This window comes from Marinobacter fuscus, from assembly GCF_003007675.1.
GTDB classification, from domain to species: domain Bacteria; phylum Pseudomonadota; class Gammaproteobacteria; order Pseudomonadales; family Oleiphilaceae; genus Marinobacter; species Marinobacter fuscus.
Genome location: NZ_PXNP01000103.1, coordinates 177,664 through 200,778, shown reverse-complemented (window position 1 = coordinate 200,778; position 23,115 = coordinate 177,664). Strand labels below are relative to the sequence as shown.

Genomic DNA, 23,115 nt, shown 5'->3' with positions numbered 1-23,115 from the left:
TCAAATGTAAATCCGCAGCAACTGCGGTGGCGTTTGAACCATAAGGTACCGTTTTCCGGCACGAACCGGAGAGGAAAGCTGGGCCGCAGGGGCCGGGCGTTAAAAATCCACAGAATAGTTTCTGATGATTGGACGAGGCTAATGATTAAGATCAAAAAAGGCCTGGATCTTCCCATCAGCGGCGCTCCTGAGCAGACCATTACTGACGGCAAGCCGATCCGCCATGTGGCATTGATCGGTTTTGACTACAACGGCATGAAGCCGACCATGGCTGTAAAAGAGGGAGACCGTGTCAAGCGCGGTTCGCTGCTGTTCACGGACAAGAAGACCGAAGGCGTTCGTTACACCTCACCGGCCGCCGGTGTGGTGAAAGAAATAAACCGCGGTGAGCGGCGCGTATTCCAGTCTGTTGTTATCGAGATCGATGGCGACGATGCGGAAAGCTTTACCCGTTATAGCACCACGGATTTTGCCGGCCTGGAACGCCAGCAGGTAGTGGACAACCTGGTTGAGTCCGGGCTCTGGACTGCATTCCGCACTCGTCCCTACAGTAAAGTCCCGGAGATTGACTCCACTCCCCATTCCGTTTTCGTTTCGGTAATGGATACCAATCCATTGGCCGCTGACCCGACGGTGATCATTGGAGAGAACGCCAAGGCCTTTGAAAACGGTCTTAGCATCATTTCCCGTCTGACCAATGGCAAGGTGTTTGTTACCGGTCGCCCAGGCTCTGATATCGCGGTGCCCAAGGGTGGTAGCGTTGAGGTTCACCAGTTCGACGGTGTTCATCCGGCGGGCAACGTGGGCACCCATATCCATCACCTGGATCCGGTCTCTGCGTCCAAAACCGTCTGGACCATCAATTATCAGGACGTGATCGATATCGCGAAGCTGTTCGAAACCGGAGAGTTGCCGGTTGAGCGGGTTGTCGCTATCGGTGGCCCGAAGGCCCTCAAGCCTCGCCTGGTTCGTACCCGCCTGGGCGCATCCCTGCCTGAGCTGCTGGATGGCGAAGTGGCGACCGACTGCAAGGTGCGGGCGGTGTCCGGCTCTGTCTTCGGTGGCCGTCGCGGCGAAGGCCCCTGTGCCTACCTGGGCCGGTTTGCCAATCAGGTATCGGTGCTGGAAGAGCACAGCAAGCGCGAGTTCATGGGCTGGCTGTCGCCGGGCCCGAACAAGTTCTCTGTTCTGAACATCTACTTGTCCAAGCTGTCCCCGGGCAAGCTGTTCAACTTCTCCACCACCACCAACGGCAGTGAGCGGGCGATGGTGCCGGTTGGCGCCTACGAGCAGATCATGCCGCTGGACATTCTGCCAACGCAACTGCTGCGTTCGCTGATTGTCGGTGATACCGAGATGGCACAGAAACTCGGTGCCCTGGAGCTGGATGAAGAAGATCTGGCGCTGTGCACCTTCGTGTGCCCCGGCAAATATGAATACGGTCCGATTCTCCGCGAGAACCTGACCCGAATCGAGATCGAGGGCTAAAACGATGGCAATCCGACAGTTTCTCGACGGTATCGAGCATCACTTTGAAAAAGGTGGCAAGTACGAGCGCTGGTATGCGCTGTACGAGGCCGTCGATACCATTTTCTACTCTCCTTCGAGTGTTACTTCCAGCACCTCTCATGTGCGCGACGGTGTAGACCTCAAGCGCATCATGATCACAGTGTGGCTGTGTACCTTCCCGGCCATGTTCTTCGGTATGTGGAACATCGGCTACCAGGCCAACAGCTTCCTGGCATCCAATCCCGGTGCCATGATCGCCGACGGCGGCCTGCGTGAGGCCTTTATCACCGCGCTGGCGGCGACCGGGTCCGGCGCGGGCTGGTGGGACAACTTCGTTTACGGCATGGCGTATTTTGTGCCAGTTTACGCGGTGACCTTTATTGTCGGTGGTTTCTGGGAAGTGCTGTTTGCGACCGTGCGCAAGCACGAAGTGAACGAAGGCTTCTTTGTAACCTCCGTACTGTTTGCGCTGATCTGCCCGCCGACCATTCCGTTGTGGCAGGTGGCTCTGGGCATCACCTTCGGTGTGGTCATCGGTAAGGAAGTGTTCGGCGGTACCGGCAAAAACTTCCTGAACCCGGCCCTGACTGGCCGTGCGTTCTTGTATTTTGCCTACCCGGCGCAGATTTCCGGCGACACGGTGTGGACTGCAGTCGATGGCTTCAGTGGTGCAACCGCCCTGAGTATCGCTGCCTCTGACGGCCTGCAGGTGCTGGACGAGACCATTGGCTGGATGAATGCTTTTATGGGTTCCATCCAGGGCTCCATGGGTGAAACCTCCACCCTGGCGGTGCTGATTGGCGGTTTGATTCTGCTGGTGATGAAGATTGCGTCTTACCGCATTGTAGGTGGCGTGATGATCGGGATGATCGCCATGTCTCTGCTGCTGAACGTGATCGGCTCCGACACCAACAACATGTTTGCCGTGCCTGCCCACTGGCACTTGGTTATGGGTGGCTTTGCCTTCGGCATGATGTTCATGGCAACAGACCCCGTGTCTGCGTCCATGACCAACACCGGTCGCTGGTGTTTCGGTATTCTGGTGGGTGTGATGACGGTACTGATCCGGGTAATCAACCCGGCATTCCCTGAGGGCATCATGCTGGCCATCCTGTTCGCGAACCTGTTTGCGCCGCTGATGGATCACTACGTGGTTCAGGCCAACATCAAACGGAGGCTTGCTCGTGGCTAAAGCTAAAGATACTGTCTCCAGAACCCTTATGGTGGCGCTGGTACTGAGTATTGTGTTCTCGGTGGTTGTTTCAACCGCTGCAGTGGTACTGAGGCCCGCGCAGATCCAGAACCAGAATCTGGACATCAAAACCAACATCCTGTCGGCAGCCGGTATGCTCGAAACCGGAGCCAGCGCTGAGCAGATCGAAAGCACCTTTGAGCGTTTCGAAGTTCGCCTGGTGGATCTGGATGCTGGCAAGTTCGTTGAGCCGTCGGTGGTGGGTGTTGAAGACCCGATGAAGTTTGATATGTACAAAGCAGCTTCTGACCCCAAGATGTCAACCAATATTCCGTCTTCCGAAGACAAGGCTGGCATCAAGCGTCGCCCGAACATCGCCAAGGTGTACACCCTGAGCGAGAACGGCAATCTGGTGCGGGTGGTTCTGCCGGTGCACGGCTACGGTCTGTGGTCGACCCTGTATGGGTTCGTGTCGCTGGAAGGCGATCTGAACACCATCGAAGGCCTGGGTTTCTACGCCCATGCGGAAACACCGGGTCTTGGCGGTGAGGTGGACAACCCGCGCTGGAAACAGCAGTGGGTGGGCAAAGAGCTTTATGCCGACAACCCCACCGAGCCACAGATCCGCCTGGTGAAAGGCGGTGTGGGTTCCGACGCCAAAGACAAGGAACACAAGGTAGACGCCCTGTCTGGCGCAACGCTGACCAGTGTTGGTGTCGAGCGACTGGTGAACTACTGGATGGGTGAGCGCGGCTTCGCTCCGTTCCTGAAAAATCTTCGTGAAGGGGAGGTCTGATCATGGCAGGCTCAACAGCCAAACAGGTTCTCTTCGAACCAATCTTCAGTAACAACCCGATAGCGCTCCAGATTCTGGGTATCTGTTCGGCCTTAGCCGTAACCACCAGCATGAGCGTGAGTATCGTAATGTGTATTGCCGTGATCGCGGTAACCGCATTCTCTAACCTGGCGGTGTCGCTGGTACGCACCCAGATTCCGGGGAGCATCCGGATCATCGTGCAGATGACCATCATTGCCTCTCTGGTTATTGTGGTGGATCAGGTTCTCAAGGCCTATGCCTACGAGATCTCCAAGCAGCTGTCGGTGTTTGTTGGTCTGATTATCACCAACTGTATCGTGATGGGGCGTGCCGAAGGCTTTGCCATGACCAATCCGCCGCTGCTCAGCTTCCTGGATGGTATCGGTAACGGCCTGGGCTACTCGGTAATGCTGCTGTTTGTGGCGTTCTTCCGGGAGCTGCTCGGTGCCGGTTCGCTGTTCGGCGTAACCTTGCTGCCGGTGGTCAACGAGGGTGGCTGGTACGTTCCGAACGGTCTGCTGCTACTGCCACCGAGTGCGTTCTTCATCATCGGTCTGGCGATCTGGGCGCTGCGCGCGTGGAAGCCGGAGCAGGTGGAAGAGCCTGACTACAAGATGTCTCGCCACACTGCCAAGGAGGCCTTTTAATGGAACATTATCTGAGCCTTCTGCTCAAGGCGATTTTCGTTGAAAATATGGCACTGGCCTTCTTTCTGGGGATGTGCACCTTCCTGGCGATCTCCAAGAAGATTGAAGCGGCGGTAGGCCTGGGTATCGCCGTTGTGGTGGTACTGACGGTGACCGTGCCGGTGAACAACCTGCTGTATAACGGCATCCTGCGCGAAGGTGCGCTGTCCTGGGCCGGTCTGCCAAACGTGGATCTGAGCTTCCTGGGGCTGCTGACCTACATCGGGGTTATCGCTGCCATCGTACAGATCATGGAGATGGTGCTGGATAAATACATTCCGGCACTGTATTCCGCGCTGGGTGTGTTCCTGCCGCTGATTACGGTTAACTGCGCGATCATGGGTGCATCACTGTTCATGGTCGAGCGTGATTACACCTTTGGCGAGAGTGTGGTGTATGGCTTCGGCGCCGGTATCGGCTGGGCCCTGGCCATCATTGCGCTGGCGGGTATCCGTGAAAAGCTCAAGTACAGCGATGTTCCGGACGGACTGCGTGGCCTTGGCATCACCTTCATTACGGTGGGTTTGATGTCTCTGGGCTTCATGTCGTTCTCCGGCATCTCCTTGTAATTCACCCGGTGATTCGATTTAACGAAAAGGCGAGACCATGAATACAGAAATAATTCTCGGCGTGGTCATGTTCACCGTTATCGTACTGGCGCTGGTCGCGATCATCCTCGCGGCCCGTTCCAAGCTGGTAAGCACCGGTGACGTGACCATTGAAATCAACGATGACCCCGAGCACACGCTGAAGACCAGTGCCGGTGGCAAGCTGCTGGGTACCTTGGCTAACAGTGGTATTTACCTGTCGTCCGCCTGTGGCGGTGGTGGTACCTGTGCCCAGTGTAAATGTAAGGTTCTGGACGGTGGCGGTGCCATGTTGCCCACCGAAAAGACTCACTTCACCAACCGCGAAGAGAAAGAAGGCTGGCGTTTGTCCTGCCAGGTTCCGGTGAAGCAGGACATGAAAATTGAGGTGCCTGAAGAGTTCTTTGGCGTCAAGAAGTGGGAATGTGAGGTTATCTCTAACCACAACGTTGCGACCTTCATCAAGGAGCTGGTACTGAAACTGCCGGAAGGCGAAGAAGTGGCGTTCCGTGCAGGCGGCTACGTACAGCTGGAGTGTCCTCCCTACGAAATCCCGTTCAAGAACTTCAACATTGAAGAGGAGTTCCACGAGGACTGGGACAAGCACGACATCTGGCGTTATACCGGTGTGAACAAAGAAGAGACCATCCGCGCCTACTCGATGGCGAACTATCCGGAAGAGAAAGGTCTGCTCAAGTTCAACATCCGTATTGCCACGCCGCCTCCTGGCACGGATCATCCGCCAGGCATTATGTCCACTTTCGTCTTCAACCTGAAGCCGGGTGACAAGGTAACGGTGATGGGGCCGTTTGGTGAATTCTTTGCTAAAGACACCGAAGCGGAAATGGTCTTTGTTGGTGGTGGTGCGGGTATGGCCCCCATGCGCTCGCACATCTTTGACCAGCTCAAGCGCCTGAACTCCAAGCGTAAGATCAGCTTCTGGTACGGTGCCCGAAGCGTACGTGAAATGTTCTACGTGGAAGACTTCGACGGCCTGGCCGCCGACAACGAGAACTTCGAGTGGCACGTGGCGCTGTCCGACCCCCAGCCGAACGATGACTGGAAAGGCCCGACCGGCTTTATCCACAACGTGTTGTACGAAAACTATCTGAAGGATCACCCTGCTCCGGAAGATTGTGAGTTCTACATGTGTGGGCCGCCCATCATGAACGCGTCTGTTATCAAGATGCTGAAGGATCTGGGTGTGGAAGACGAAAACATCATGCTGGATGACTTCGGGGGTTAAGCAACTCACATGACATCCCGCATGCATCGGCCCGCCAGGGTGGTTCTGGTCAGTATCTTTTTGATGCTGACCATGACGACCCTGGCGGGTTGTTCGTTTCAGGAGCCGCCAAAAATCTGGGAGATTTCCGGAGGGATTTTCGGAACCACCTATCACATCAGTGTGGTGCTGCCCGAGGATGAGGCACGGCTCCAGGCTCTGGCGGAGGGGATAGAGCGGGAGCTGCATAAGGTCGACAATGCCATGTCTACCTGGAAGGCGGAGTCTGAGCTGTCCCGCTTCAACCGCTTGCCGGATCAGTCCGACGGGGTGGCCTTGTCGCCTGAGCTTTACGAGGTGATTGCCCGCTCCATCGATATTGCCGAACTTACCCAGGGTGCGTTTGATGTCACCATTGGGCCGGTGGTCAACCTGTGGGGCTTTGGCCCCAAGGCTCGCCCCGATAAGGCACCGACGGATGAGGAGTTGGCGGCGGTACTGGCGCGCACCGGGTGGGAGTACCTGGCGCTGGACTCGCAGACCCGTTCGCTGCGTGCCGAGAAGCATCAGTACATCGATTTGTCAGGTATTGCCAAGGGCTATGGTGTGGATGCGCTGGCCCGTTACCTGGACACCGAAGGTGTGGCGGCTTACCTTGTCGAAATCGGGGGTGAGGTGAACGTGAAGGGCCGCAAGCCAGGTGGTGACGCCTGGCGGCTTGCCATAGAGCAGCCCACGGATGAGGGCGGTCGTGCGGTGAACAGTGTGGTGGCGCTGGATCGTCAGGCCATGGCGACCTCCGGCGACTATCGTAACTATTACGAATCGGAAGGCCGTCGCTATTCCCATACAATAGATCCTGAGACTGGAAAACCGATAGCGCACCGATTGGCGTCGGTAACGGTGATTGCAGACGATTGTATGACGGCCGATGCGCTGGCCACCGGCTTCAATGTTTTGGGATTTGACAAGGCAATGGCCCTGGCAACGCGAGAAAATATACCCGCGTTTTTTATCGTTCGGGACGAGCAGGGCGAGGGTTTTGAAACCCATCAAACGCCGTCGTTTTCGTCCTATCTTGTCCAATAGAGGAGGGCAGACATGGGAACCTTTCTTCTGGTGTTAACCATTGTGGTGCTGCTGATCGCAGGCATGTCGATTGGCGTTATTTTCGGGCGTAAGCCGATGAGTGGCACCTGTGGCGGTATTGGTGCTCTGGGTATCAGTGCCTCCTGCGACATTTGCGGGGGCAATACCCAGAAGTGCGAAGAGAGCAGGAATCCGAGCGACGAAGCCCCCAAGAAGGCAGAAGCTCTGGCCTATGATGCTACCCGCAAGGGTAGTTAGACGTTTTAACGACACAAAATAAACAGAACTACGCATTCATGACGTAGATAAGGAGTCAGTGCGCGCATGGCAGAGCATCATTACGACGTGGTCGTTATTGGCGCCGGCCCCTCGGGGGAAGGGGCGGCAATGAATGCGGCGAAGCACAACAAACGAGTCGCGATCATTGAAGACAAATCGACCGTAGGCGGAAACTGTACCCACTGGGGTACCATTCCGTCGAAAGCGCTTCGACATTCAGTGAAGCAGATCATCACCTTCAACACCAATCAGATGTTCCGGGACATCGGTGAGCCCCGCTGGTTCTCTTTCCCGCGGGTGTTGCAGAACGCCCAGAAGGTGATTGGCAAGCAGGTCAAGCTGAGAACCCAGTTCTATGCCCGTAACCGGGTGGATCTGATCAATGGCCGGGCGGTATTCCTGGACAGTAATCGGTTGGAAATCCGTGGTAACAAGTCTGTGGAAGTGCTGCACTTCAAGCAGGCTGTGATTGCCACCGGCTCGCGGCCCTATCTGCCGCCCGATGTGGACTTCCGTCATCACCGCATTTACAACTCGGATTCAATCCTGAATCTGTCCCACACCCCCCGTACGCTGATCATCTATGGTGCCGGTGTCATCGGCTCCGAGTATGCCTCTATTTTTGCCGGTCTGGGTGTGAAGGTGGACCTGATCAACCCGGGCAGCCGACTGCTGCAGTTCCTGGATGATGAAATCTCTGATGCGCTAAGCTATCACCTGCGCAACAACGGTGTTCTGGTGCGTCACAACGAGCAGTACGAATCGGTGAAGGGTGATGACCACGGTGTTGTGCTGTCGTTACAGTCTGGCAAGAAGATTCGTGCCGACGCCTTCCTGTGGTGTAATGGCCGTAGCGGCAATACGGAAAACCTCGGGCTGGAAAACATTGGTCTGGAGCCAAACGGCCGGGGCCAGTTGGCGGTCGACAAGCACTACCGCACCGAGATTGATCATATCTATGCGGTGGGTGATGTGATTGGCTGGCCAAGCCTGGCCAGTGCGGCTTATGACCAGGGCCGATCTGCCTCCTCGGCTATCGTGCAGGACGAGTACTTCCGCTTTGTGGACGATGTGCCTACCGGCATCTATACCATTCCGGAAATCAGCTCTGTAGGCAAAACTGAGCGCGAACTCACCGAAGCACGGGTGCCTTACGATGTTGGGCAGGCGTTCTTCAAGGATCTGGCCCGAGCCCAGATTACCGGTGAAGCTGTGGGTATGCTGAAGATCCTGTTTCACCGTGAGACCCGGGAGATTCTGGGGATTCACTGTTTTGGAGACCAGGCGGCTGAGATCGTTCACATCGGCCAGGCCATCATGAATCAGGAAGGGGAGGCCAATTCCCTGAATTATTTCATCAACACCACCTTCAACTACCCGACCATGGCGGAAGCTTACCGGGTCGCGGCTTTGAACGGATTGAACCGGATCTTCTGATCCGGTTCAAACTTCCCGGGACAGCCTCAGGCTGGCTCGGGAATTGTCTCTCCCAAGGGGATGCTGAGCGGGCTGTTGGCCCGGTTATCAAAGTACATCCGGGTGCTGGTCGGGAAGTCGGTGATGATGCTGTCGACACCCATTTCCTCAAGTTTCAGCATGTCGTGAATGCGGTTCACCGTCCAGGTGGACACATGCATGTTCTGACGATGGGCGGTTTCCACCATGGCTCGGGTCAGGATTTTCCAGTTTACACAGAAGTACTCGCAGCCTAGTCGGGTGGCCAGGTTCAGTGGCTTCGGGAATTTCCGTTCGGCCACCAGGCCCAGACGGATGTTTTTGTCCCGACGGCGGATTTCCCGCAAAAATGACGGCTCTGCGGAGGTGATGGCTACCTTGTTCAGCAGGCCCCGGCTCTGGATGATTTCGGTGACCCGATTGCCCAGCACGTTAAGCCGGGCCCGGCTGTCTTTTTTTACTTCCAGTTGCAGGTGTTCGATGTCGTCGAACTGATCCAGCAGGTTTTCCAGTGTGGGAATGCCCGTGCGGGTAGCCCAGCTGCTGGTGTTGCGACGGGCGTCCATGTCGGCCAGTTCAGCGGCGGTGTATTTCCCCACGTTGCCTTTCTGGCCGGTGGTGCGGTCGACGGTCAGGTCGTGTACCAGCATGGGCACGCCGTCTTTCGACAGTACCAGATCCAGTTCAAAGTGGCGGATGCCATGCCGGTGGGCATGGATAAATCCGGCCAGGGTGTTCTCGGGCGCCTCTCCTTTGGCGCCCCGGTGACCATAAATGATCATATATCGCTGTTTTCCGTAAGGCGTTGGTAAATACCCTGGCGTTTCTTCCAGGTGTCGTGACACAGGCGGATGTCTTCCAGGTAGGCTGACAGTTCGTTCATCAGCAGGGCCTGAGGGCCATCCACCAGTGCTTTCTCGGGTTTTGGGTGGAAGTCCACCAGCACCATATTGGCGCCGGCAATCACGCCCTGAGCGGTGGCGTGCATCACATCCAGAATGCCATCCGGCGATTTCTCGCGGCTGCCCACGGAATGGGAGGGGTCGACGCACACCGGCATCCGGGTCAGGCGCTTGACCGCGGGCACATGGGCAAAGTCCACCATGTTGCGATGCGGTTGTCCTGCCTCGGTTTTCATGCCACGCAGGCAGAAAATAACGTTGGCGTTGCCCTCACTGGCGAGGTATTCGGCGGCATTGAGGGATTCGTTCAAGGTGATACCAAAACCCCGCTTGAGCAATACCGGGTAGGTGCTCTGCCGGCCAATGGCTTTCAGCAGCTCGAAGTTCTGAGTGTTCCGGGTACCTACCTGCAACATGACGCCGGTAGGCCGCCCCAGTTTCTCCAGGCAGGTATCGATTTCCTCGATGTGGCTTTCATGGGTGATTTCCATGGCAACCACCTTGATGCCGTGTTTGCCCGCCTTCTCGAACACCCAGGGCAGACAGCCCTTACCGTGGCCCTGGAACGAGTAAGGGTTGGTGCGGGGCTTGTAGGCACCCATGCGGGTACATACCTCACCGTGCTGCTCCAGCGCCTGCATCATCATTTCAACGTGCTCAGGCACGTCTACGGCGCACAGGCCCGCGAAGATATTCAGGTTGTTCTGGCTGAACTCGACACCGTTATAGGTGAAACCACTTTGCCTCAGGTCGTCTTTGTGTCGGCCCAGAATCCGGTAGTCCTCGGAAATGCGCACAGCCCGTTCCACCGCGGGCAAGGCTTCGATCTCTTCCTTGTCGAGGGACTTGGTATCCCCCAGCAGGTAAATCTCGGTCAGGCGCTGGCTGGCCCCCTGAATTTCATGAACCCGTATGCTTACCCCGGGCAGGTTTTCCAGAAAATCCAGAGTCTGGCGATAGGCGTCGCTGTCCAGCGCGGTGTTCGGATGAAGGATGGCTAACATGGTCGTTCCTCGAGTCAGTGGGCGTGCTCTTGTGCCCGGTGCCGCGCCTGCATGAATTCACGGTGATTAAGATGCAGCAGATCTGCGATACGGCGTATAAGGTGTTCTTCGTATTTGTCGATACGGCCGTCGGCAAAGGCCACCCGCCAGATGTTTTCCAGCAGAGTCTGCTTGTCCTGCTGGTTCAGGTGGTCATTAATCTGGCCAGTGAACTGGTACAGCGAAGTGGCGTCATCGGCGTGGGCCAGGGCGTCGTCCACTATGCTGCGGGCTTCGTCAGGGCTCAATTGATGAGCCTTGACGGCGCAATCGACAATCGTTTGCAGCTCCCGCTCGTCTTCCTGGTTATCCACCCGCGACAGCTGCACCATCAGGGCGGTTGCCGCTACCGCCAGCTGATGCGGATCTGCGCTTTTGGCGGTGCCGGTGTCCGGGGCTGCAAACAGTTTTTTCAGATGTTCGATCATGGTTGCTGTGGTACTCCCTGTCAGGAATCAGGCGGCCCTGGCCAGTTGTTTCACCTGGTTTTCCAACTCGATCTGGTCAAGCGTAAACCGGCGAATGCCGTCGGCCAGCTTTTCGGTGGCCATGGCATCCTCGTTGGATTCCCAGCGGAACACCCGCTCGTCGATCTGGCCTCGCTTGTCGAGTGATGTGGCTTGTTCGGGGTTCAGGCGCCGCTCAAGCTTGCCCTGATCGTCCTGTAATTCCTGCAATAGCGGCGGGCTGATGGTTAGCCGGTCGCAACCCGCCAGCATTTCAATCTCTCCGGTGTTGCGGAAGCTGGCACCCATCACCACGGTATCAAAGCCATTGGCCTTGTAGTAATTATAGATGCGACTGACCGACAGTACCCCCGGATCTTCGGCAGACGGGTAGCTATTACGCCCGGAATTGGCCAGATGCCAGTCGAGAATACGCCCAACAAAGGGGGAGATCAGGTGAGCTCCGGCCTGGGCGCAGGCCACCGCCTGAACAAACGAGAACAGCAGGGTGAGGTTGCAGCGAATGCCTTCTTTCTCCAATTGTTCGGCAGCGCGGATGCCTTCCCATGTGGAGGCGATTTTAATCAGTACCCTGCTGGTATCCACGCCCTGTTCGTTATACAGAGCGACCAGTCTGCGGGCCCGGTTCAAAGTCGCGTTGGTATCAAAGGAGAGGCGGGCGTCGACTTCGGTGGAGACCACGCCGGGGATAAGGCCCAGAATCTCCTTGCCCGCCAGCACCGCCAGCATATCGGTGGCGGTGGTCAGTTGTTCGGCGTTGGAGCCACCCTGGCGCGCGGCGTAATTGACCGCCTGTTCCAGCATGGGGTGGTAGGCTTCGGAGGCTGCGGCCTTCAGCAGCAGGGAAGGGTTGGTGGTGGCATCTTGCGGCCGCCATTGCCGGATGGCCTCGATGTCGCCGGTATCGGCCACGACGGTGGTCATGGCTTTGAGCTGTTCCAGTTTGCTGTTCATTCGTCCTGTATCCCGATGGTTCGGTGTTATAGCAGCGCCATTCCCCGGCGCTGGTTTAACCCTACAATAACGGCAGCGTAAAGCTGGAACAAGACAACCAAAGGCGGGAGTCGATGCAGATCACCCGTCTTTGGCCGGATCTGGCGATTATGCCGGGGCGGTGTCCGGGGCGGGTTGCCGGATCTTGGCCAGAGCCTGTTCGATCACTTCCAGCCCGGAGCCGGGCTTGTTGGCATTCTCGCTGAGATGGCGACGGAACTGGCGGCCGCCGGGCATGCCCAGGAAAAGCCCCATGATGTGGCGGGTGATATGGGTCAGATACACCCCCCGATCCAGCTCCTGCTGGATGAAGGGGAACATGGCCCGCAATGCTTCCTGACGGCTGGCAACCGGAGCGGCCTCGCCGAAAAACGCCGGGTCAACACCCGCCAGCATCCAGGGGTTGTGATAGGCCTCGCGCCCCAACATGACGCCGTCGGTATGAGCCAGGTGGTCGTGGCATTCGTCGAAGGTCTTGATGCCGCCGTTGATGATGATTTCCAGCTTCGGGTACTGTTGTTTCAGGCGATAAACCCAGTCGTATTTGAGCGGCGGTATGTCGCGGTTTTCCTTGGGGCTCAGGCCCTCAAGAATGGCAATCCGGGCGTGTACGATAAAGGTTTTGCAGCCAGCGGCGGCAACGGTTTCCACGAATTCGCAGAGCTCATCCCAAGACTCGCGGCCGTTGATGCCGATACGGTGCTTGACGGTGACCGGAAGCTCGGTGGCCTCAATCATCGCCGATACGCCCTCCGCCACCTTGGCCGGGTGGCCCATCAGGCAGGCGCCAATCATGTTGTTCTGTACCCGGTCGCTGGGGCAGCCCACGTTCAGGTTCACTTCATCAAAGCCATATTGTTGTGCCAGCCGGGCACAATGAGCCAGCTCCCCGGCATCGCTGCCGCCAAGTTGCAGCGCCAGCGGATACTCCAGCGGATCGTGGCGCAGAAAGCGCTCTGTATCGCCGTGGATCAGTGCGCCGGTGGTGACCATTTCGGTGTAGAGCAGGGTACGGCGACTGAGCAAGCGCGCCAGATAGCGAAAGTGCGGTGTCGTCCAATCCATCATGGGGGCCACGCAGAAGCGGCGGGAGGGCTCAGGGACACTTTGACTGATGGGGGCGATTGAGCTGTCGGGCATTACAAATTCCTGTCTCTGGCAAGTCATCGGGCGCGTCTGGTGGGTTGGCATTGACCGATAATGACGCGGCAAACAGTTTAACAGGGTTGGTGGCCCGAATTCCGTAGGGTTTTGGCGAATTCAGTGCAAGGTGTACTCTATGGCCGCTTCTTCCGGCTATTTTATACAGGAACACCGATGACCATTACGGCCTTTGACAAGTTGACCTGCCCCTTGGACGGAACTGCGTTGCAGCAGGCAGGTGTTGCCTGGCAGTGCGCTTCTGGCCATAGCTACGACATTGCCCGCCAGGGCTATGTGCATCTGCTGCCAGTGCAGAATAAGCGCTCCCGGGATCCGGGCGACAGCAAGGCCATGGTTGCGGCCCGGCGGGCGTTTCTGAATTCGGGGTATTATCAGCCGATTGCCGATGCAGTGGCCGAGGCGGTGCTCGCCGGGGCGCCGCTTTCGCAACCATTGGCGTGTCTCGATGCCGGTTGTGGTGAAGGTTACTATCTTCGCCGGTTGGCGGAAGTGGCGGGCGGGCACCATCCGTTATCCATTCTCGGCCTGGATATTTCAAAGTATGCCATACAGGCTGCTGCACGCCAGGACGCCCGGCCAGCCTGGGTGGTGGGCAGCAATGCCAATCTGCCGGTTGAAGCGGAGTCGATGGATCGGCTGCTGTGCCTGTTCGGTTTTCCGGTGTATGCGGAATTTGCCCGGGTGTTGAAACCGGGCGGAAGACTGGTGCAGGTGGATGCCGGGCCTGATCATCTGAAAGAGTTGCGGGCAATCATCTACCCGGAAGTTCGCAAGGAGACCAGGCCCGTGAGAGCCTTGCCAGAAGGATTTGGGCATCTGAGCAGCCGTGAACTGTCATTGACTCTTGAGTTGACGAACGCCGGGGCCATTGGCGATTTGCTGGCTATGACCCCTCATTTTTATCGCGCCAATGCCGAAGGGCGGGCAGCGGCCGAAGCCTTGGAGAGCCTGTCAGTGACGGTGCAAGTCAGAATTCAGAGCTTTGAGAAAGCACGTGCCTGACACCCGATGCGTGGCCTCGTGGTCATTCTGCGGGCTGCCCGCGCCCGGTGATCAGTCGCGAGCGGCCATCGCCTGCAAACCCGGGCCTTCGGTGCCTGCAGACCACAGCGGATAAGGGATGCCTGCCAACCGGTTCATCACAAAGGCGTGGGCCAGCAGCAGCCCGACGCCTGCCATCAGGATGGGAAGCTGGGCCGGGTTGGGCATTAGCCCCAGGGAGACGATCAGCGCGGTTGCGCCAGCCGGCGGGTGGGCTACGCGTAGTATGACCATCAGGCAGCTGGTCAGCCCCAGAGAGAGGGCTGCGGCGCCAACCCGTGGCAGATCCACGCCGGTCAGAAACGCCGAGGCTTCGCCCTGAAGACCGAAAATATACAGGCTGAGCAGCCCCATGAGTGCCCCGATCAGATGCCCGCACAGTGTGTTTCGGGGGGATGCAGGTTGGGCCATGGGTACATAGAACAGGATGAAGGCTGTGGCACCAAGCGACGGGAAAATGAAGGCTTCCTGGGTGACCAGCGCGACAAAAGCCACCAGGGCAATGCTGAGGCTACCGTTGATCAGATTGAACACCGCCATCACCGTGGTGCGGCTGTAGCGGCTGGCCAGCCGTTCCAGATGCAAGGCTTGAATGATGCCTCTTGCCAATTGCCACCGGAGTTGTTCGTTCCTGAAACCCATGATGTGCTTGGATACCTGAACTGCATGATTGAGGGCTGAGGATGATAGGCACTGATCAATATCAAGGCAAACAGGGAAATTCGATAATGCTTAAGAGGTTTTCGAATAAACGCCTTGCTCTTCATGCAAATTCGACATAAAAATCTGGAGCTTTGCTCGTGCGGGCAGCGCTGGCGACGATCCGGGAGCTGGTGATGGAGGCTGAGTCCCGGGTGGGCGCGGAAGAGCTGCCGGTTGGCATCGCTATTCCCGGCAGCGTATCCGGCGTCACCAGCAGAGCAATTCCACCAGCTCCCCGGCTGGAATATCACGACAGCCACTGGTGTTCTGGCCACTCCACAGCGGTGAAAAATCACCGGAGCCTGAGGCTTCGGCCGCAGATCGCAAAAGGCCCATGGCACTGGTCGCCAGAGGAAAAGCCGGAGCTTCATCGGAGACCGGCCCCAGTTCCCGAATCACCCGGTTGACGATGCCCCGGGCCGGGCCGCCGGAAAACAGATTGGTGATTGCGGTGTGGCTGGCCGCCGGGCTTGCCAGGGCTTCCCGGTGCAGCGGGCGGGTATTGGCCTCGGGGCAGAGCAGGAAAGCCGTGCCCACCTGGGCTGCCACCGCCCCGAGTGCCAGAGCCGCTTGCACGCCCTGAGCATCGGCAATACCGCCTGCGGCGATCACCGGTAGTTTTATGGCGGCAGTCACCTGCGGAACCAGGGCGAAGGTGCCCATTTGCGTGGTCATGTCGGTGGTCAGGAAGATACCGCGATGGCCACCCGCTTCCAGACCCTGGGCGATGACAGCATCGGCACCGTTCTGCTCCAGCCAGATGGCCTCTTCAACCGTGGTAGCAGTGGACAGAACCCAGGCCCCGGTGCGCTTGACCCGTTCCAGCAGGGTTGGTTCGGGCAGGCCAAAATGAAAGCTCACCACCGCAGGTTGCCAGGTTTCGACGATTTCTGCGGTTTCCTCGTTAAAAGGCAGGCGCCCGGGGCCACAGGGAATGTCTGCCAGATTCAGGCCGAATTCGGCGTAATAGGGTGCCAGTGCGTCGCGCCACCGGCTTTCCCGGATCGGGTCGGGTGTTGGTGGTGAGTGGGCAAAGAAGTTGAGGTTGTAGGGGCGGTCGGTGGCTTTGGTGAGTGCCTCGAGTTCTGCCCTCAGTGCCTTGCTGTCGAGCATGGCACAAGGCAGAGACCCCAGCCCACCGGCATTGGATACGGCCGCAGCCAGGCGATGATCCTGCACACCGGCCATGGGCGCCTGGATAATAGGTTTTTTAATGCCTGGCAGTGATTGCGGTTTTTGAATCATGGTGGGCTCCTGCCTGTGTAAGTTGGCTCATTATTGTACATTTCCCTGTTGTTTCAGAAACGTGTCGAGAATGGAGTGGCGACTGATCAGTTTTGCCTGTGGTTGCCAGGTGTGGGGAGAGTGTTTGCAGATTTTAATTTAACGCCCGGGATAGCGCCCCGGGGCTGCCTTAAAGGGCCTGATTCATGATAACCTGCAATTGGTTGTTTAATCGCCGTTTTCCAACCGATGACCCATCTGGTGGCTATGCGAGTTATTCGATTTTTGCTGTTGTTATGCCTGTGCTGCTGTTTACCGGTTTTTGCGGGTACGCCAAAAAATGTAGGCTTCTATTATGGTCATGAAGCACCGATAGGAACACTTTTTGCCTACGATTGGTTGGTGCTCCAGGCCGACCAGGTATCGGATGCCCGTATCGACCTGCTGAACCGTGGTGGCACCCGGCCACTGGCGTATGTAGCGGTTGATGAAATCCATCGCTCACACCCGCTGGCTTCCCGCGTTGAGTCGGCCTGGGAAATTGGCCGGAACACTGCGTGGAACAGCGTTGTGCTGGATATCCGGCTGCCCGCTGTTCGCTCATTTCTGCTGGAGCAGCGTGTCGCCCCGGCCATGGCCCGCGGTTTTAGCGGTGTATTTCTGGATACGCTCGACAGCCACTTGCTGACCACTACCGGCCAACAGAAGGCCGCTGACTTTGCCACGGCCCAGGCCGAATTGATCAAGGATATCCGGGATCGCTATCCCGATGCTCTGATAATAATCAACCGGGGGTTTCACTTGCCAGAGCAGGCGCACGAGCGGGTCGATGCGCTGGCCTTCGAATCCTGGTTTGAAGGCTATGAGCCTGCCGCCAACAAGTATCGGCCTGTACCCACGGAACACCGGGAATGGTTGCAGTTGCAACTGGCACACTGGCGGGCTACACACCCGGACAAGCCACTCATCGCCATCGACTATACAGCGGCGGCAGAGCCTGCCGTCGGGGTTGCCAACCGGTTGCGGGAAGCCGGGTTTATACCCGTGGTCAGTAACAGTAACCTGGACAGGCTTGGCCCCACACAACCGGAAGTCGTCCGGCGGCAGGTTCTGGTGCTTCACGACCTGCCCAGGGAGCAGGCGGATCAGAGCCAGGCCCACAGCCGCCTTGGCATCTTTCTGGAATATCTGGGGCTGATTCCCGTCTACCGGTCGGCTCTGGAGCCAGCGCTGCAGGAGCCGGTTAGTGATCGTTACCAGGGCGTGGTGGTCTGGTGGGAAGCCGGGGTTTCGGGCAACCGCCTGTGTCAGTGGTTGGGCCGGGAAGTGAAAGGCCGAGTGCCCCTGGTCTTGATGGGGCTGGTGCCCGGCTCTCCGGCTTGTCAGAGGCTGGTTTCAGATCAGCGTTTACGAATTCCTCAAGCTCCGGTTGAGGTTCAGACAAACCAGGCCTCTGTTGGTACGTTTGAAGGTAGCCGTATGCCAAACCGGGTACCCCTGGCCATGCCGTCGTTGAGCTCGGCGCTGAACCCCTGGGTAACCTTGGTGGATAGCAAAGGGGCCGGGTATTCGCCGGTTTTTACTGGCCCGCAAGGCGGTGTGGCGCTTGGCCCCTTCCTGTTTGAGCCCGGGCCAGACAACACCGCGTATTGGTTGTTTGATCCGGTCTCGTTTCTGGTCGAAGCTCTGCAGCCGGGCCTGCATCCGGGTGTTGATACCACAACAGAGTCCGGGCGCCGGGTGATGACGGCCCATATTGATGGCGATGGCTTTGTCTCTCGGGCTCGCCGGCCAGGCGCACCGCAGGCCGCGGAGGTGGTGCTGGAGGACATACTGAAGGAATACCGGCTGCCCCATACCGTCTCGGTGATCGAGGCAGAGATATCGCCGGGTGGCTTGTTTCCGGCAGAAAGCAAGGAAGCCATGGCGACGGCCAGAAAAATCTTTCGTCAGCCCCTGGTAGAAGTGGCCTCCCACACCTTCAGTCACCCGTTTTTCTGGCGCATCATGGAGGGCGAGGCGGCGCCTGATGAAGAGGATACCGACTATGGGTTCTCCATGGATGTCCCGGGCTATCTACCGGAACTGGAACGGGAGATTCCTGGCTCGGTTGACTTCATTCAGGCACTGGCGCCGGAGCAGAAGGATCTGAAAGTTTTCCTGTGGAGCGGGGATGCCAGGCCCGGCCGTCAGGCCCTGAAAATGACCAGGGAACTGGGGTTGTTCAACGTTAATGGCGGTAATACCCAGCCGCTGAGCTACAGCTCAATGCTTGCTGCGGTCTGGCCGGACGGTCGCCTGGTGGAGGATGAATTCCAGGTGCACGCGCCGGTGCTTAATGAAAACGTATACACCAACCTGTGGACAGGCCCTTTTTACGGCTACCGGAATGTCCGTGAAAGTTTTGACCTGCTAAATAAGCCCTACCGTCTCAAGCCCAGTGGTATTTATTACCACTTTTACTCGGGCGTCTACCCAGAGTCGGTCAAGGCCTTGCACGAGGTCTATCAGCATGTGCTCTCAGAGCCGAACACGCCGCTGTATCTGAGTGAGTATGCGGCGCGGGTTCAGTCCCGTTACTACAGCACACTCACGCTCAGTGCCGATCGCGTCTACCGATGGCGCGGTGTGCATCACCCGGGCACCGTTACCGTACCGGAAGGGTATTTTCCTGACCTTGAGCGATCGCAGGGGGTTGCGGGCTTTATCCGCGACGGATCAAAAACCTATATTCATCTCGCCGGATCCTCAGCGGCACTGGTGCTGGCCAAAGATCCGCCAGAAGGCCCCTTTCTGGAATCAGCCAACGGGCCTCTGACGGCCTGGTCGCGGCAACGGCAGGAAGGCGGGCCCTGGCGCATTGAGCTTTCAACCGCGGGGCATGTTCCGTTGGAGCTGCAGTTCGCGCCGGGGTTCGCCTGCAGGGTGGCCAGTGGCCATCAGGCAAAACAGGCAGACCGGCGGTGGTTCCGCTTTAGTGCCAGCCAGGTTTCCGGCCTTGTGATGGAGTGCCGCTGAGTGCCCGAGGTTTCGCTCGCCAGGCCCCGCCTGTTTGCCACGCCTGCCTTGATTGCGATGGCTGTTCTTGCGGCCGTGGTGCTGTACGTCTTGCACCCGCGGGAGGCCTTTTTCGACAATATCGGGCAACTGGAGGTGCCTGATGCCCTTTCTCTGGCCTATGTGTCTGTGCTGCTGAATACCGACCCGGACAATGCCGCGCTTCGTGTCCGGCTGGCGAATATGCAGGCCAGAGTGGGGCGGCCGGAGTCCGCCATTGCGACGCTGAAACCCGCCTTGACCGGCGCTCAGGTAGCGCCAGCCGCGATGCAGCTCCGGTTGGAGCTGGCGGTTCAGCAACTGGCGGCGGCAAGCGATGAGCAAGCGCGGGCCAGGCGAAAGGGCGTTCTGCTGAGTCTCGTCCAGCGTTTGTTGCAGGTTCCGACCCTGCGTAGTGAAGTTCGGTCAATACTCGAACCCTTCATGGAATGGTTCACCCCGGAAGAAAAAATCGATCTGATTCCTCTGCTTGCCGAAACCGCCAATGAAGAGGACTGGTTGTGGTGGCAGCTGGAGCTGGGTGAAGCTCAGGTGGCTTCAGGCGATCCCGGTGCTGCCGCTAAGACACTGGCCTCGATTCTGCCTCGCTTTCCCGGGGCCAGTCGACAGTCAGCTGCCAATCAACTGGTGAACTTCTATCTGGCGTCCGGTCAACCGGACAAGGCGCTGGCGACCCTCCTCTCCCATGATCTTATGGTGCCCGGTGCGTCTGGCTACCGGCGGGGTAGTGAGCTGGCTCGTCTGGCTGGCAACGATGCGCTCGAGAAGCGATGGCTGTCTGCCCTGGTCGACATGGAACCGAACAGCCTGCCGGATTTGCGCCGATTGCTTTTGTTGCAGTTGGGCAGCGGTGACCTTGCCGGTGCCGGTCGTACTGTTGATATCCTGGCAGGCCTGCCGGAGGCGTCTGGTCAGGATCGTATCTGGGCCGCTCGTGTGCTGGAGTGGCGCGGCGAGCCGGATCGTGCACTGGTCCTGTGGCGGCGAATCTACCGGGAAACACCAGAGCCGGAGGCGCTGGCCCGGGTTTCTGTTCTGGCGCCCGAATTATTCCGTTATCCGGAGCTGGAAGCCACGCTGGAGCTTGCCTTGACCCGGGGCCAGCTGGACGCAAAGGGTTATCTGCTTCTGGCTGAGACACGCATCCGGGCAATTGAACTGGAGCAGGCCATCGACATTCTGGCGCAGGGGCGCCAGAAGTTTCCCGGGGATGAACGCTTTGTTGATCAGCTCTACCAGTTGTATGTGAACACCAATCGCTACGCAGAAGCTGTGGAGTTGTTCGAAAGCCTGCCTGAGTTGAGTGAAAGGCAGCGGCTGATTCTGGCCAATCTATACTGGCGCACCCGTCATATCGAGCAGGCGATCGGAGTCTTGTCGGTGCCGTTTACGGATAGCGCGGTATTTGCTGAAGCCGAAGTCATGAAGCTGGATCTTCTGATTCTGCAGGGCGAGCCCGGGCCGATTGAGCAGGAGTATCGCCAGCTGGTCGCCCGGGATTGGCAACAGTACGACTCCGGCGTTATCGACAGGCTGATCGGCCTGGCTGCACAGTTTGCCGATTATGACCAGGTTGCTGCACTGGCAGAGTTTCGCTACCGGCAATCCGGTGGCTGGCGCCACCTTGCCATACTGGCGGATGCCCTCGCTAACCGTGGCCGTTGGCAGGAGTTGGGCGGTGTGTTGAGTGCCTGGGCCGCAGACGGCGGTCAGCCCCAGGATCCCCGTTACTGGGCCTTGAAGGCGCGGCTACACGAACAACGCTCGGAGCTACAGGCAGCAGAGAGCGCCTATCAGCAGGCATTGATGATGAACCCGGCCAGTGAGGAGGTGCTCAGTGCCTGGGGCTGGCTTGTATTGGGGCAGCCAGGCCACTCCCCGGATACGCTGAGAGCGATACTGAACCAGTTGTCCGGGGTGCCCGGCCAGCAACAATTCGCGCTGCTGGCATACGGCTACAGGGCACTGGGCCGGAACCGGCTGGCAAAATACTGGCTGGAGGAAATGCAACAGGCTTCGGAGCCCGGTTTGTCACTTGCAGACCAGGCTGATCTTGCCGAACATCTCGGAGACACCCGGGCGGCTTTCCATTTGCGCCAGCTCGCCGCCCGGGAGCCGGGTAGCGAGCTGGCGCAGCGCACTCCATCACGTGTCCGCGATGTTACAAGCCGCGAGGATGCACCAGTCTTGCCCCAATACCTTTCTTATAATCGTGCCATGCAACTGGGTTGGCATCAGCAACAAATGGCCAGGCAGTCGATAGACGAGGGCTATGTGGCCTGGGATTACAGTGAGGAGCGATATCGGATCTCCGGGCTACTCAGTGCTGCCCGGGGGGACGGTGCTGGCCGGTTCCGACAGTTGCCGCCGACCGCCCGTGACGGTCAGATCGAGTGGACGAATAATGCCTCGGACTGGTTACTTACCGCTGGCGTGGGGCAGAAAGAGGCTGTGACCGGTTCCCGGTTCTGGAGCAAGCTGGAGGCAGTTTTCAACCCGCTGCATCGCTGGCAACTGGTGTTGGGTGACTATCGTGGCGAGCGGGCAACCGATTCCTATGAAGCCTGGTGGCTGTTGTCGAAAAAACGTCATTCGCTGGCGTTGAATTATCAACTCGACAGCCGAACCACCTTCACTGGCCGCTATGACCGGATTAGCTTTGACAGTGACGATCAGGGGCAGATTGCCCGGGGCAACGTTTTTACCCTCTCCGGCGTGCTGCAGCCCTGGCGAAGCACCCCTGATTGGCTGCTAAGCGCGGAATACACACAACAGGATCTGACCAGGCTGGACGCATTGGGTGATGTAGTGCAAAGCCGGTTCGATACTCCGCTGGCTCCCGGGGAGTTGCTTACAGCAAACTACCGGCGGTTCTCGGTTGCATCGCGCTGGCAACAACACAACCCCCACGGCCTGCTGGCTCAGGGAGCGCAACCGGGGTGGTTTCTCGATTTACGAGCAGGATACGTGTTTTCCTCATCGAATGCGGAGTTTGGTCTGAGTGGGGGTGTCAGTTGGTCGCTGGGCGGGAATGATGAGCTGGCACTCTCGGCTGAATATTCCTCAGACAGTCTTGATGGCGACGCCCGGGTGGGTGGTCGTTTGACGTATACACGGTTTTTTTCTGGTTTTAGGAGATAGGTCATGAAGTTTCGGGCAAGTAAGGTGATACCTGTTTTGCTGGCAGCGCTGCTGGCGGGCTGTTCGACGTTGGTGTCAGAAACCGGAGACGGCCCTGTCCGGTATAAGGAACGGGTGGCGGTGGTGCCGTTTATCAACCTGTCAGAGACACCGCAGGCAGGTGATCGAGCCGCCAGTATTCTGGTTGCGCTGTTGCGTGCTGAAGGTATGAGCCGGGTTGAGGTTTACCTTCCTGAAGATGCCAACCCTCTAATGTACGAGAGCCAGAGCCGTCAGCAGGAGGGTATCGATATGGCCGCAGCTGATGGTGTCGATTTGATCGTAACCGGCACCGTCGAGGAATGGCGTTATAAAGCGGGGTTCGACAACGAGCCGGCTGTCGGGGTGACCCTGTTGGTGCGCCGGGCAAGCGATAACGCACTGGTGTGGTCGGGGACGGCCGCCAAAGCTGGCTGGGGCCGTGCGAGCCTGGGAACCACCGGGCGTTCAGTGCTTCAGGAGCTGGTGGAAGCCATGCCATTGAGCGCAGGTGACGACTGACA

The 23,115-nt window shown here is 58.3% G+C and carries 20 protein-coding genes; 13 read left to right on the top strand and 7 right to left on the bottom strand.

Features of this window, described 5'->3' with window-relative positions:
* Nucleotides 1-141: 141 nt before the first annotated feature.
* The 9 genes from C7H09_RS15690 (at nt 142) to sthA (ending at nt 8,821) form a co-directional block, all read left to right on the top strand.
* Nucleotides 142-1,488, top strand: a complete 1,347-nt coding sequence (locus tag C7H09_RS15690; protein WP_106764393.1) for a Na(+)-translocating NADH-quinone reductase subunit A — start codon at nt 142-144, stop codon at nt 1,486-1,488.
* Nucleotides 1,489-1,492: 4 nt separating this feature from the next.
* Entirely contained in the window at nt 1,493-2,701 is a 1,209-nt protein-coding gene (locus C7H09_RS15685; RefSeq protein ID WP_106764390.1) for an NADH:ubiquinone reductase (Na(+)-transporting) subunit B, read from the top strand.
* The gene (locus tag C7H09_RS15680) at nt 2,694-3,497 is read left to right on the top strand and encodes a Na(+)-translocating NADH-quinone reductase subunit C (protein ID WP_106764387.1); all 804 of its coding nucleotides are present in this window, start codon (nt 2,694-2,696) and stop codon (nt 3,495-3,497) included. The genes C7H09_RS15685 and C7H09_RS15680 overlap by 8 nt, the downstream gene beginning before the upstream one ends.
* A gap of 2 nt (nt 3,498-3,499) precedes the next feature.
* A complete protein-coding gene (locus C7H09_RS15675; protein WP_106764384.1) occupies nt 3,500-4,165 on the top strand; it encodes an NADH:ubiquinone reductase (Na(+)-transporting) subunit D in 666 nt (221 codons plus the stop codon).
* Complete coding sequence (nqrE, locus tag C7H09_RS15670) at nt 4,165-4,773, top strand: NADH:ubiquinone reductase (Na(+)-transporting) subunit E (RefSeq protein WP_106764382.1); 609 nt, start codon at nt 4,165-4,167, stop codon at nt 4,771-4,773. The genes C7H09_RS15675 and nqrE overlap by 1 nt, the downstream gene beginning before the upstream one ends.
* Before the next feature lie 37 nt (nt 4,774-4,810).
* The gene (gene nqrF / locus C7H09_RS15665; protein WP_106764380.1) at nt 4,811-6,037 is read left to right on the top strand and encodes an NADH:ubiquinone reductase (Na(+)-transporting) subunit F; all 1,227 of its coding nucleotides are present in this window, start codon (nt 4,811-4,813) and stop codon (nt 6,035-6,037) included.
* Between the two features lie 9 nt (nt 6,038-6,046).
* Entirely contained in the window at nt 6,047-7,105 is a 1,059-nt protein-coding gene (locus tag C7H09_RS15660) for an FAD:protein FMN transferase (protein WP_106764378.1), read from the top strand.
* Nucleotides 7,106-7,117: 12 nt separating this feature from the next.
* Entirely contained in the window at nt 7,118-7,363 is a 246-nt protein-coding gene (nqrM, locus tag C7H09_RS15655; protein WP_106764375.1) for a (Na+)-NQR maturation NqrM, read from the top strand.
* 66 nt (nt 7,364-7,429) lie between these two features.
* Nucleotides 7,430-8,821, top strand: coding sequence for a Si-specific NAD(P)(+) transhydrogenase (gene sthA, locus C7H09_RS15650; protein ID WP_106764373.1), 1,392 nt, complete (start codon nt 7,430-7,432; stop codon nt 8,819-8,821).
* A gap of 26 nt (nt 8,822-8,847) precedes the next feature.
* Here sthA and C7H09_RS15645 read toward each other — a convergent pair whose 3' ends face one another.
* The 5 genes from C7H09_RS15645 to dusA form a co-directional block, all read right to left on the bottom strand.
* Nucleotides 8,848-9,621 (bottom strand): glycerophosphodiester phosphodiesterase, encoded by a 774-nt coding sequence (locus tag C7H09_RS15645; RefSeq protein WP_106764370.1) that lies wholly within the window; start codon nt 9,619-9,621, stop codon nt 8,848-8,850.
* On the bottom strand, nt 9,618-10,745 hold the full coding sequence (locus C7H09_RS15640; protein ID WP_106764368.1) for a 3-deoxy-7-phosphoheptulonate synthase: 1,128 nt from the start codon (nt 10,743-10,745) through the stop codon (nt 9,618-9,620). The genes C7H09_RS15645 and C7H09_RS15640 overlap by 4 nt, the downstream gene beginning before the upstream one ends.
* A 14-nt stretch (nt 10,746-10,759) precedes the next feature.
* Nucleotides 10,760-11,212: a tellurite resistance TerB family protein gene (locus C7H09_RS15635; protein ID WP_106764365.1), complete on the bottom strand. Its 453-nt coding sequence runs from the start codon at nt 11,210-11,212 to the stop codon at nt 10,760-10,762.
* Between the two features lie 27 nt (nt 11,213-11,239).
* A complete protein-coding gene (tal, locus tag C7H09_RS15630; RefSeq protein ID WP_106764363.1) occupies nt 11,240-12,205 on the bottom strand; it encodes a transaldolase in 966 nt (321 codons plus the stop codon).
* A gap of 147 nt (nt 12,206-12,352) precedes the next feature.
* The gene (gene dusA, locus C7H09_RS15625; protein ID WP_106764361.1) at nt 12,353-13,384 is read right to left on the bottom strand and encodes a tRNA dihydrouridine(20/20a) synthase DusA; all 1,032 of its coding nucleotides are present in this window, start codon (nt 13,382-13,384) and stop codon (nt 12,353-12,355) included.
* A 177-nt stretch (nt 13,385-13,561) separates the two neighbouring features.
* Between dusA and C7H09_RS15620 the strand changes: the two genes are divergently transcribed.
* On the top strand, nt 13,562-14,410 hold the full coding sequence (locus C7H09_RS15620) for a putative RNA methyltransferase (protein ID WP_106764358.1): 849 nt from the start codon (nt 13,562-13,564) through the stop codon (nt 14,408-14,410).
* 51 nt (nt 14,411-14,461) lie between these two features.
* Here the strand turns inward: C7H09_RS15620 and C7H09_RS15615 are convergent, their stop codons facing one another.
* On the bottom strand, nt 14,462-15,091 hold the full coding sequence (locus C7H09_RS15615; protein WP_106764355.1) for an HPP family protein: 630 nt from the start codon (nt 15,089-15,091) through the stop codon (nt 14,462-14,464).
* Nucleotides 15,092-15,358: 267 nt separating this feature from the next.
* Entirely contained in the window at nt 15,359-16,396 is a 1,038-nt protein-coding gene (locus C7H09_RS15610; RefSeq protein WP_106764353.1) for an NAD(P)H-dependent flavin oxidoreductase, read from the bottom strand.
* 381 nt (nt 16,397-16,777) lie between these two features.
* Between C7H09_RS15610 and C7H09_RS15605 the strand changes: the two genes are divergently transcribed.
* From C7H09_RS15605 to C7H09_RS15595, 3 genes are read left to right on the top strand one after another with little or no spacing between them, the layout of a single operon-like run.
* Nucleotides 16,778-19,393 carry a bifunctional glycoside hydrolase/polysaccharide deacetylase family protein gene (locus tag C7H09_RS15605; protein ID WP_240616613.1) on the top strand — a complete coding sequence of 872 codons (2,616 nt, stop codon included), beginning with the start codon at nt 16,778-16,780 and terminating at the stop codon, nt 19,391-19,393.
* Nucleotides 19,394-22,573, top strand: a complete 3,180-nt coding sequence (locus C7H09_RS15600) for a tetratricopeptide repeat protein (protein WP_240616612.1) — start codon at nt 19,394-19,396, stop codon at nt 22,571-22,573.
* 3 nt (nt 22,574-22,576) lie between these two features.
* A complete protein-coding gene (locus tag C7H09_RS15595) occupies nt 22,577-23,113 on the top strand; it encodes a hypothetical protein (protein WP_106764350.1) in 537 nt (178 codons plus the stop codon).
* Nucleotides 23,114-23,115: the final 2 nt, after the last annotated feature.